Source organism: Lacipirellula parvula, from assembly GCF_009177095.1.
Classification (GTDB): Bacteria; Planctomycetota; Planctomycetia; order Pirellulales; family Lacipirellulaceae; genus Lacipirellula; species Lacipirellula parvula.
On sequence record NZ_AP021861.1, the window covers coordinates 3,985,283 to 3,997,073 of the forward strand.

The 11,791-nt window shown below is 63.4% G+C and carries 9 protein-coding genes; 6 read left to right on the forward strand and 3 right to left on the reverse strand.

Features of this window, described 5'->3' with window-relative positions:
* Window positions 1-113 precede the first annotated feature (113 nt).
* The 5 genes from rpsD to PLANPX_RS15490 all read left to right on the forward strand — a co-directional run bounded on the left by rpsD (window position 114) and on the right by PLANPX_RS15490 (window position 5,057).
* Window positions 114-722, forward strand: a complete 609-nt coding sequence (rpsD, locus tag PLANPX_RS15470) for a 30S ribosomal protein S4 (protein WP_152099600.1) — start codon at window positions 114-116, stop codon at window positions 720-722.
* A gap of 397 nt (window positions 723-1,119) precedes the next feature.
* Entirely contained in the window at window positions 1,120-1,842 is a 723-nt protein-coding gene (locus tag PLANPX_RS15475) for a PEP-CTERM sorting domain-containing protein (RefSeq protein ID WP_172992098.1), read from the forward strand.
* Between the two features lie 102 nt (window positions 1,843-1,944).
* Window positions 1,945-2,673 (forward strand): PEP-CTERM sorting domain-containing protein, encoded by a 729-nt coding sequence (locus PLANPX_RS15480; RefSeq protein ID WP_152099602.1) that lies wholly within the window; start codon window positions 1,945-1,947, stop codon window positions 2,671-2,673.
* Between the two features lie 173 nt (window positions 2,674-2,846).
* Window positions 2,847-4,097, forward strand: coding sequence for a hypothetical protein (locus PLANPX_RS15485; RefSeq protein WP_152099603.1), 1,251 nt, complete (start codon window positions 2,847-2,849; stop codon window positions 4,095-4,097).
* 18 nt (window positions 4,098-4,115) lie between these two features.
* Entirely contained in the window at window positions 4,116-5,057 is a 942-nt protein-coding gene (locus PLANPX_RS15490; RefSeq protein ID WP_152101895.1) for a DUF1559 domain-containing protein, read from the forward strand.
* Between the two features lie 17 nt (window positions 5,058-5,074).
* Here the strand turns inward: PLANPX_RS15490 and PLANPX_RS15495 are convergent, their stop codons facing one another.
* The 3 genes from PLANPX_RS15495 to PLANPX_RS15505 form a co-directional block, all read right to left on the reverse strand.
* Window positions 5,075-6,049 carry a DUF4394 domain-containing protein gene (locus PLANPX_RS15495; RefSeq protein ID WP_152099604.1) on the reverse strand — a complete coding sequence of 325 codons (975 nt, stop codon included), beginning with the start codon at window positions 6,047-6,049 and terminating at the stop codon, window positions 5,075-5,077.
* A gap of 432 nt (window positions 6,050-6,481) precedes the next feature.
* Complete coding sequence (locus tag PLANPX_RS15500) at window positions 6,482-6,949, reverse strand: TspO/MBR family protein (RefSeq protein ID WP_152099605.1); 468 nt, start codon at window positions 6,947-6,949, stop codon at window positions 6,482-6,484.
* Entirely contained in the window at window positions 6,946-7,587 is a 642-nt protein-coding gene (locus PLANPX_RS15505) for a DUF2238 domain-containing protein (RefSeq protein ID WP_152099606.1), read from the reverse strand. The genes PLANPX_RS15500 and PLANPX_RS15505 overlap by 4 nt, the downstream gene beginning before the upstream one ends.
* A gap of 550 nt (window positions 7,588-8,137) precedes the next feature.
* Here PLANPX_RS15505 and PLANPX_RS15510 point away from each other — a divergent pair.
* Complete coding sequence (locus PLANPX_RS15510) at window positions 8,138-11,755, forward strand: S8 family serine peptidase (RefSeq protein WP_152099607.1); 3,618 nt, start codon at window positions 8,138-8,140, stop codon at window positions 11,753-11,755.
* The last annotated feature ends 36 nt before the right edge of the window (window positions 11,756-11,791 follow it).

Below are 11,791 nucleotides of genomic sequence, written 5' to 3' on the forward strand. Positions count from 1 at the left end.
CGTTCAACCGCCAGTCACCCGATAAAACTCGCCCGGCCCCAGCACTGCCAATCGCAGGAAACGCTGACGCCCGGCGCCCCACACAACGTCCCCGTACTTGAAGGATCATCGACATGTCGCGTTACACCGGTCCGAAGGCCCGCATCAACCGCCGTCTCGGCGCCATGATTTTCGAGAGCGCCGGCGCCGCGAAGGCCTCTGATCGTCGCCCGAACGCCCCGGGCATGGCCCCGCCGGTCCGCAAGATGTCGACGTACGGCGAGTCGATGCGTGAGAAGCAAAAGATCAAGTACTACTATGGCCTCGGCGAACGCCAACTTCGTCGCGTCTTCGAGCACTCGAAGCACGCCGAAGGCGACACCGGAACCCAAATGCTCGTGCTGTGCGAGCGTCGTCTCGACAGCGTCGTCCGCTTGGCGGGCTTTACCAAGACGCGTCCTCAGGCCAGGCAGGGCGTCTGCCACGGCCACTTCACCGTCAACGGCCGTCACTGCGATGTCGCTTCAATGACCGTTCGCGTCGGCGACGTCATTCACGTGAAGCGTCGCGGCGGTCTCACGGACCTCTACGGCGGTAACTTGGCGGCCTTCGACGGCCAAGCCGCCGATTGGCTGCACGTCGACTCGGAACGGTTGATGATCACAGTGACTCGTCTTCCCGCGAAGGAAGACGTCACGCTGCCGGTGAACGTGCAGATGGTCGTCGAATTGCTGTCGCGCTAGTCTTGCTGTCACAGTAGTCGGCCGGTAGCCGCCAGCCGTTGGCTGGCGACTTTCCAACCGCGAGTTTCTCGCTTTCAAGAACCCCAGCATAAGCTAGTCGGACAAACCGCACATTTTACATATTTCTCGATCTATAAAAATTCTTACGAAGGAGAGCCATCGAACTCAACGCCCGCATCTTCGCGATTGAACGTCAGCCCCAGCAATGGATTGGATTCTCGCCCGAGCGCTGAGCCGTCTCTCCATCCTTAGCGTCCGCCCCTGCGGACGTTCTTCCGACTCCAACTGCGAGTCGTCTGCGCTGCCCCGGAACCTGCTGTTCCCGGCCCTCTGCGCTTTGCCCCCCAGTGAAATCCCCTCGTTCCCACATCACCACGTTTCATCTTGGAGTGTTCTCATGAAGAAATCGATCGCGGCGCTCGTCGCCGCCGTGGCTCTCTGCGCCAGCACGGCGTTTGCCGTTCCCACCTCGTTCGTCGTCCCCAACGGTTCGACCTCGCCCTTCGACTCCTGGTCGCTTGGCGCCGCCAACTCGGTGCACGCCCAGTGGGAAGTCTTCACCGACGCCTACAGCGCGCCGGGCAACGCCCCCGACGTGGCCGGCAGCTTCCCCGCTGCGGGCAGTCCGTCGGGCGCCAACTCGCTCGTCGTCGGCAACACGGCCGGCGCATTTCTAACCGGCGGCGGCAACATCTACTCGTTCTCGGCTCCGACGAGCTTCACCGTCACCGTGCCGAACTACAACCTCGGCGCCGGTTGGAACAGCCGCTTCGTCGCTCAGATTCAGAATCAAGGCAGCCTGCTCGATTTTACGAGCGTCCTGCTCAGCTACGACGGCGGCAATCAATTGCTCGCTCCCACCTACTCGGACGAGTTGGTCGGCGGCGCCATTCCCGAGAACCTCTTCGCTTGGGATCTCGCCGGCTTCAACCCGTCGACCTATTCGCTGACGTTCAAGGCCTCGGCCAGCTCGATGAGTCTCGACGCCATCGCGGTCGATACGTTCACCCAAACCGGCGCCTTCACGCCGATGGGCGTGCCGGAGCCGGCCACCGCCGCGCTCGCCGCGATCGGCCTCGTGGGTTCGCTGGCCGTGCGTCGCCGCTCGCACCGCAGCTAAGTCTGAAACAGGGCAGGGCGCCGTTCCGCACGCTTCGCTCGTCGACGGCGCTCTGCTCTTCCTGAATTGTTTTCCCTTTATTCCCCTACTGGAGTAGACCTCGTGAAGAACACTTTGTTGTTGGCCGCCCTCGTGGCCATGAGCGCGACCGTCGTTCGCGCTGAATCGATCAACTTCGCCACCGGCCCGATCGCCCCCAGCTTCCGCGGCGCCGCTAACACCACCTACTTCGGGTGGGGTAATGGTTCGTGGGACGGCAACCCGCCGCTGAACGTCGGCGATCCCGACCCGACTCCCGATGTGGTCAACGGCACGCCGTCGATCAACCCCGGCTCGCTCGCCGGCCCGCTGCTCGCGCAAAACAACGCCAGCGACATCGTATCCAGCAGCAACAACGTTTACACGAATCCGGCCAACGTCAACCTGACGCTCACCATCCCGACGGTCGGCTCGGTCGGCGCCGGCTTCACCACGATCATCGTCCAATGCAACGGCCTGGCCGGCTTCGGCGGCATCACCAACCTGTTCGCCTTCGGCAACATCGCGGGCGTTGCCCCGACGTACGTCACCGGCGTCAACGCCGACAATCAAGAAGCTCAGTTCTGGGCCAAGTGGGAAATTCCCGGCAACGCCGCGTCGTACTCTGTGAACGTCACCGGCTCGCCAGTCGGCGCCGGCGTTCTTTCGATCTCCGACATGACGGTCGATTCGCTTTGGTCGGCGACCGGGTTCGCCCCCGATGCGGTCGCCGCCGTGCCGGAACCGACCAGCTTCGCCTTGGTAGGGGCGGCGCTCACGGCCGCGACGGTGTTGGTCCGCCGTCGTCGCTAGGCGCCGATGGTCGTCGTCTCGCGGCAGCGTGCCTGCCGCGAGACGGCGGCTCTTTTTTAGTTCACCTCGATTCGACATTCACCTCGATTCGACATTCACCTCGATTCGACATTCACCTCGATTCGACATTCATCTCGATTTGACGTTCATCTCGATTCGGTAGGGAGCCGTTCATGTCTTCGCTGAAGCAACAATTCGTCAAGTTCATCGGCCGCTGCGGCGCTGTGGGCCTGCTAGCCGCCGGCGTCGCCTCGACCCCCGCGTGGTGCCACGCTCAGTCGCTGACCTACGCGACGACCGACCCCGACATCGAGATGTGGTTCTATCCGGTTTCAACCGCCAACGGTTCGGGCTCGGTCCGCGACCGCGGCTCAAGCTTCGCGACCTATTCGTACGTCGACGACGACGGCAACCTGCAATTCTACGGCGGCGACGGCTACGACTCTTCGCGTCGCGGCAGCGTCTTGCTGGCCACGAACACCACCTCCACGATTCCGAAGGTCGCTGCGAGCCGCTATCAAATCGACTCGCTCCGCCTGACCGTCACATTGATGGGCAACATCGGCGAGATCGCCTACGACGGTACGGCCGACGACTATTTCCAAATCACCGGCGGCACGGACGATCCCGGCAAGCCAATCGAACTGTGGGGCGTCGGCTTCGGCGGCGCGTACACGACCTTCGGCTTTGCGGGCGAGACGGGCCCCGAGTATTTCAACTCGGGCGATCGCCGCTGGCCAATCGCCGCCGGAAGTTTCTCAGGCCCCTATCAAGTTTATTCGATCGACGGCGCTGGCAACGACGTTGAAAACGCGATCTTCGGCGGCTACAGCGCCACCGCTCCCGGCAACGAGACCGAACAATTTAGCCCCACGCCGTTCGCGGTCGGCAAGGCGTACGACTCGCAAGGCGTCGAGTTGGCCCCCGGCACAATGCTCGGCGCCGGCACGCAGCTGACGTTCGACGTCAACCTCAACGCTCCCGGCGTCATGAGCTACTTGCAGAACTCGCTCGCTGCCGGCCACCTTGGATTCTTCTTGTCGTCGTTGCACGAACCGCTCGCCCATACCGGCGAAGTCGCGTACCCCGACTACTTCCTCGACAACAACCCCAACGGCCCAAACCCAAACGGCAACGCCCCGACGTTTGAACTTGCCGTGACGATTCTCGACGAGGCGCCTTCCGCCGACTTCAACGGCGACGGCGTCGTCGATGGCGGCGACTTCCTCGCGTGGCAACGCGGCTATGGCAGCGAGTACGACGATGCCGACCTCGTCGCGTGGAAGAGCGCTATCGCTGCGGGTGCGAACGGCCTCGCCAACGTCGCCGCGGTCCCTGAACCTCACGCCGCCGCTATTGCCACGGTCGGAACGCTCGGGCTCGCAGCATTCCGCCGTCGCCGTCCGTCCGCCGTTCGCAACTAGCCGGGAAGGATCCGATCGATGGGAAGCCTGTCGCGCGGCCGCCGCGCCTTCACGCTCGTCGAATTGTTAGTCGTCATCGCGATCATCGGCATGCTCGTGGCGTTGCTGCTGCCGGCAGTTCAGTCCGCTCGCGAAGCGTCGCGACGCACCAACTGCGTCAACAAGCTAAAGCAGATCGCCCTCGCGACGCTCAATTTCGAGTCGAGCCACCACACGCTGCCGCCGCCAAAAGTCCTCGGCGGCCCCGGCGGTTTGAAGTCAGGCGGCCCAGACGACACATTTTCGCAATACGGCAGCACGCTCGTCTTGCTGCTGCCGTATCTCGAACAAGGAAATCTGTACGCCAATTACGATCTGACAAAGACGACCAGCAGCGCGCAAAATCTGCGGATCACGAATGTCGCCTTCCCCGACTACACATGCCCGTCGATGTATCTGCCGCGCGAGGTGCCGATGACCGACTGCGGCGAGAAGCTGGGCCCAGGCAGCTACGTCATCAGCACGCGCGTCGACTACGCCAAGTTCGCGCAACTCGACGGCGCGTTCGCCACGCCGCCGCCGCGGAAAGGCGACGTCTACGACCTCGGCCTCGAACGGATCACCGATGGCACGTCGAACACGATCCTCATCGGCGAAACGAACTACGGCTTCGAGTCCTACGTTTGGGACTCTGGCTGCGGCGTCGACGGCCAGCCAAAGTGGGGCGAATTCCGTTGGGCCGAAGCCTATTGGGCTTACGCCTGGGGACACACCAACGCCGACGTGCGTTACAACTTCAACGATCCAAGCGCCCGCTGGGACGGCGGCTTCCGCGCTACCTATCGCAGCGATCACCCCGGCGGCGTCCAATTCGCGCTGCTCGACGGTTCGGTCCAGTTCCTGCAAACGGCGATCGAGAAAGAGACACTGTTCGCGCTGATCACCCGCGCCAACGAAGAAGTGATCGCTGGAATCAGGTGATCGTCGACCGCGGCGCGTTAAATCGCCGCGTTGCGTTTTCTTCGCGTGCTCGCCACGACAAGCACGCTGCCGATCGCCAGGGCGAAGGTTGCCGGCTCCGGCACGCCCGGCGCGATCGCGAACCCGCCGGTAAAATCGCGCCCACCATCGACGAGCGCCCCGCCAGTGATCTGCCCATTCCCCAGGTTAACGCTGTAAAGCAAATACGCCCCCGTCGGCCCGTTGACCGGCGCATTGGGCCGCTTCAGCACGGCGTACGCCGCATCTCCGCCGATGGTGAGGTCGGCATCGCCCGGCGTCGTGTAAACGTCGAACCCAATGCCTTGCTGCACGTTGGTGATGCTCACGCCGAACGCGCCGACGAGATTCAGCGAGCCGTTGTTCGGCGGGTTCTGCGTGTAGAGCGAGTTGTTGCGAATATCCATATCGAACAAGATCGTCGTGCCGCCGACTTCTGGCACGTTGTTGATGTAGGCCGCGGCGTCGGCGAACGGCGAGCCGCCGCTGGGTAGAATCGCCAGATCAACGTCGACGGCCGCGACCAACCCAGTGCTGGAATTAAGCCGCAAGTTCTCGCCATTGGTTGAAATGAGGCGAATCCGCATGCTCGAATCGGCCTGCAGCGTCTTCGGGTTGAAATCGAATCCGAACGACTGGTTGCCCGCCAAGTTGTAATCGACGCCAGTCGTCGCGAAGCCGGCGCCCACCGGCGTTGCGGCGGCAGTGGCGGTGTTGATCGTATAGAGCTGCGTCGTCGTGGCGCCGACGTCGATTGCGTAGAGTTGATTCGTCCCAGGCCGGAAATCGATCCCTTCGGGCAAGAAGCCAATGTTGCCAATCGTCGTCGAAGCAGTCGGATTGGTGACGTCGAAGCTAAACAGCGTAAAGTTCGCGTCGACTCCGTAGGCCGTTTGGGCGCTGGCGTGCGATTGGACGAAGCAGAGCAGGGCAGCGCTGCAGAGAATTGCCCGCAAGGGCAGAGAGTGAATCATGGCGTCGCTCCAGAATGTGCAAAGGCGTTGATGAACGATTTTCGACTCGACCCGAAAACGTTGACTCAGCGATGCGCTTCAGGAGCGGCTCCTTGATTGGAGTGAGAGTTAATGGGCGGGCGAGCAATTGCATCCCCGCATGGCCCGACATCGTATCGCCGCGCTACGGGTTTATGCAAAGAGATTCTGGCTAGATTTCTTGGCGCCCCCTCCGCAGAGGCACCAGCAGTGTGGCTCGCCACGTTAGTGCGGCGAAGGTGGCCCCGCAGAAGCCATCGGCTCCGCCGGTGGACGAATCGCGACACGGGCAACTTGCACGGATGCCGCATTCCTAGCCCCGGGCTCCGCCCGGGGGTCGCTCGCCATTCCGGTACGCGTCGCCCACCGGCATAGAAACCCACCCCCGGGCGGAGCCCGGGGCTAAAGCGCCGCCTAGCGATTCAAAACCCAATACCACCCATTCAGTACCATCGCGAACGCCACCCAGCCCCAGTAGGGAATCAGCAGCCCCGCCGCCGCGCGAACCGGCCGCCACGCACTCGCAATCGTCGCCCCAATCGCCAGCCACAGCACCACGATCTCTACGAGCGCCGCATCAATCCGGTGCAGCCCAAAGAAGATCCAAGACCAAGCCGCGTTGAGCCCCAGCTGCACGAACCACCACCGCATCGCCCACGAATTCGCCGCCCGCTCCCACAGCAGCCAACCGGCGACCGCAATCATGCAATAGAGCGGCGTCCACACGACGCCGAAAATCCAATTGGGAGGTGCAAGCGGCGGCTGCCGCAACGAAGCAAACCATTCGCCCAGCGGAAACTGCTGCCCAAACGCGATCACGCCGGCGCACAGCGCCACGAACGGAACCAGCGTCCAATATCGAAGCGATCGCTGCTCACTCATCCCACTGTTCTCCGCCGCTGCCGTTGCAAACCGACGCCCAGTGCGAGCGTCGCCAACGTGCTGCCCAGCAAGGCGAGTGCCATATCTTTCTGCGCATCCCACCAATCGCCCTGCTGACCGTTGTATTGCTCCGCGTAGTCGGGCGCCGCAATGATCGCGATCGCCCACTCAAACACCTCGTACAACGCGCTCACTCCGGCGACCGTCATCCAAGCCCAGGCCAATCCCCACGCGACGCTCAACCCTCCATAGCGCACCGCCGCCTCGGCGACTGGCAGCGTCATCAACAGTCCGAACGCGAAATGGACCAGCCGATCGTAATGGTTCCGCGTCCATCCCAGCCACTCGCGCGTCCCGCCCCCGAACACCGCGCGAAACCACTCGTCATACGGCACGTTCGAATAGATCCACCGCGCCCCGACGATATGCAGCGCCAGCATCATCGCCAAGCAGGTGAATGACGCATTCGAGAGCCATCGTCGCCGAGCGCTCCACAGCAACGCCGGCAGGGCCAGCACCGTCGGAATGTGCTGCAGCCATTGCTGGTCCGGGTAAATCGACTGCCACAGCGACGCCGCAAACAGCAGCATCGTCGCGGCCAAGACGGGCAGCTGATAGTTGACGCTGCTCGCAGCCATCGAGCCCTCCTGGAAAGATCTGCCGATTGGGTAAACCTGCGGGGGCGACGGCTAATCGTGCAAGTTTGCCAAGCTTGCCGCGCCTCGCGCCAGCATGGACGAATGCACATTAGTTTAGCCGATCAACCGCTGAACTTCGCCCGTCACAACCCGTATATTGGTTGCGTCCCGGCAACATGACGTAGCCGTTAGGCAGCGCGTGAGGAAGGAACGTGGACGTTCTTCATCACGCCAGTGAATCGACGCTGCCCCCGCTCAACGCCCTGACAGGCGCGGACGCGGAAGTTGATGGAACCACGGCGAGCCGGGATTTCCTGACTTAGAGTTTCTTGGAACGTCGGCGTGCAGCCCTCCCTGAAGCAGGGAAATTTGGCCGCTCGCCAGCTGACCAAATACTCGTCAAGACAGGGCCGACTCCCCCTCCGCGGCCCCGTCGATTCACTTTTCACATGTTCGTCAGGAGCAAGCGATCGATCGCATCAGGCGGCGCACTTGTGCGCCATCATCGCAATAGCGAGACCATGGATGCATCGTCGCGAGGGGTCGCGTCATGGAACGGAAACACACGCGTAAGGGCCGCCAGCTAGGCGTCATTGAGCAACTCGAAGATCGCCGCGTGATGACGGCCGATCCGCTCATCGAACATCAAGATCTCGATGCGCCGCCGCTCGAGCAAACAGTGCAAACCGGCGGAATCGGCGACGCCGACTTCTGGATCAACCCTGAAGACGCCGTTCCGTTCGACAACTACGTTCACGACATTGAGCAAGCGATTGCCGCGGCTCACAACCTGACCGGTTGGTACAACGTTCAATCGAGCTACGGCCTCACCGGCCGCGGCCAAACCGTCGCGGTCATCGACAGCGGCATCGCCTACGACCACTACGCCCTCGGCGGCGGCCTTGGCGCCAACTATCGCGTCGTCGGCGGCTGGGACTTCACCGAAGAAAACGACGCCAATCCCTACGACGACGGCGCCAGCGGCGGCCACGGCTCGCACGTGTCGGGCATCATCGGCGGCTCGGGTACGCCCAACAGCGGCGTGGCCACCGGCGTCGACTTCGTCGGCCTCCGCGTCTTCAACGACGCCGGGCAGGGCTACTTCAGCTGGGTCGAGAGCGCCCTGCAGTGGGTTCTCCAGAATCGCAACTCGTTCGAAAACCCGATCACCACGATCAACCTGTCGCTCGGCGTTAGCTCCTGGAACGCTGCGACGGTGCCGCAATGGGCGAACCTCGAAGACGAGTTCGCTGCGCTCGAATCGGCCGGCATTTTCATCGCCGTCTCCGCGGGCAACAGCTTTACTAGCTTCAACACGCCAGGCCTTAGCTACCCGGCGGCGAGTCAGTACGTCGTTCCGGTGATGTCGACCGACGAAAACGGCTCGCTCAGCTACTTCAGCCAGCGGCTCACTCGCGCGATCGCCGCTCCGGGTCGCAACATCGTCAGCACGGTTCCCGACTACAAGGGCAACAACAACGGCGTCGCCGACGACTACGCGACGATGTCCGGCACCAGCATGGCCGCCCCGTACGTGGCCGGCGCTGCGGTGCTCGTTCGCCAGGCGATGGAGTTCGCCGGTTGGACGAACATCACGCAGGATATGATCTTCAACCACATGATGGCGAACGCCGACACGGTGTACGACGCCGCCACCAATCTTTCGTACAAGCGTCTGAATCTGCAGAAGGCGATCAGCGCCTTGATGCCGACCGACGATTTCGGCTCGACGCAGGCGACGGCGCAAAGCATCGGCACGATCGTCGGCACGTCGACGGTCAACGGCGCCATCAACAGCAAGTCCGACGCCGACTTCTTCTCGTTCACCGCCTCGACCACCGGCAACGTGACGTTCAACGTCACGAACGCCAAGCAAGAACTCGCCGCGTCGTGGCAAGCCTACGCGGCCAACGGCCAAACCATTGCCACGCAAAACGGCAACACGATTAGCTTCGCCGTCACCGCGGGCCAAACGTACGCGGTCCGTATTACCTCCACGGCCGGCATCGGGCGGTACACCTTCACCGCCGGCCTCGGCGGCAGCGGCAATGGCGGAAATAACGGCGGGAACAACGGCAACAATGGGGGCAATGGAGGGAACGGCGGCAACGTCCAGCCGACCTTCACCGATTGGGGCGTCGCCGACTTCAACCAGTACGACGACGTCGTCATCGGCGGCGATCGCTGGTTCAAAGTCACCGCATCGCGAACCGGCGCCCTGTCGGTGCTTGGCCAATACTCCGGCTCGAACGCCAGCGTTGGAATCTACAACGCGAACATGCAGTTGATTGCGGGCGGCACGAACAATGGATCGACGACCCGCGCCGACGTCCAAGCGACCGCCGGCGTCGAATACTTCATCCGCGTCACCGGCAGCGCGACCGACATCGACCTCAGCGTCGTCAACCTCGTCAGCCAAGTCGGAACGAACGTCACCATTGCCGGCACCAGCGGCGACGACGTCTTCTCGTTCGTCGCGGGGACGACCCACTACGTCACCGTCAACGGCGTGCAGTACCAGTTCGCCGGCAGCTCGGCGAAGGCCTTCACCTTCCAAGGCGGCAACGGCAACGATTCGTTCACGTTCAACGGCACGACGGGCAGCGAAACCGCCACGGTCTATGCCTCGTCGGCCTCGATCGTTGGCGCCGCGTTCTCCGTGGCGACCGCCGCCATCGAGAATCAAATCATCCGCGGCGGCGGCGGCGCCGACGTCGCCTACATGTACGACTCGCTCGGCAACGACACGCTCACCGCCTGGTCGAACCGCGTGACGATGGTCGGCACCGGCTTCTCGAACGAAGTCGCCGCCTTCAGCAATGTCAAAGCCTACGCAGTGAACGGCGGCAGCAATTCCGCCACGCTCTACGATTCGGCCGGCGACGACGTCTTCATCGCCGGCTCGCTCCGCGGCATCATGCAGGGCAACGGGTTCTACAACTGGGCCGAAGGTTTTAACTCGGTCACGGCCCAAGCGATCAACGGCGGCAACGACCGCGTCGACTTCTACGACTCCGCCGGCAACGACACGCTCACCGCTTGGTCGGACAGAGTGACTTTCACCGGCGCCGGCTTCTCGCACGACGCCCGCGGCTTCGACCGCGTGAAAGCCTGGGCCACCGCCGGCGGCTACGACACGGCAACCTTCTACGATTCGGCCGGCGACGACGTGTACATCGCCGGCTCGCTCCGCGGCATCATGCAAGGCGCCGGCTTCTATAACGAAGCCGAAGGCTTCGACGCCACGGTCGCCTACGCGAACGCCGGCGGCAACGACCGCGTCGAGTTCTACGACTCCGCAGGCGACGACGTGCTCACCGCATGGTCGAACCGCGTGACGCTCACGGGCAACGGCTTCTCGCACGATGCCCGCAACTTCGAACGCACCGTCGCCCAAGCCTCCTCCGGCTACGACACGGCGACGTTCTACGACTCAGTCGGCAACGACTTGTTCGTCGCCCGTCCGACCGCCGCGTCGATGAGCGGCACGGGCTACTCCAACGAAGCCCGCGGCTTCGACCGCGCGAAGGCGTGGGCGACCTCCGGCGGCGACGATCAGGCCGACCTCTACGACTCGACCGGCAACGACACGCTCATCGCCGGCTACCTGCGGGCGATTCTCACCGGCTCGGGCTACTACAGCGAGGCCGAAGGCTTCGACCGCACAGTGACCTACGGCTCGGGCGGCTATGATACGGCCACGCTGTACGACTCGGCGCTCGACGACGTCTTCAACGCCTGGGCCGATCGCGCAGTGCTTGCCAGCTCGATTGTTTCGAACGACGTTCGCAACTTCGACCGCGTTCGCGCCGTATCGGAACTCGGCGGCAACGATCTCGCGAACTTCTACGACTCGATTGGCAACGACACCTACATCGCCGGCGCCGTCCGCGGGATCATGACGGGGACGAACTTCTACAACGAGGCCGAAGGCTTCAAGCAAACTGTCGCCAACTCGACCGCCGGCGGCACCGATAAGGTCGAGTTCTACGACTCGGCCGGCAACGACACGCTGCTTGTCTGGCAACGGTTGGCGTCCCTGAGCGGCCTCGGCTTCAACCACTCGGCCAACGGCTTCAAGAACGTCACCGCCTACATGACCAGCGGCGGCGTGAACGTCCGCGACATCCGCACGACCGACTTCGTGTTCAAACTCGTCGGCCAATGACCCGCATGCCTAGCCCCGGGCTCCGCCCGGGGGTCG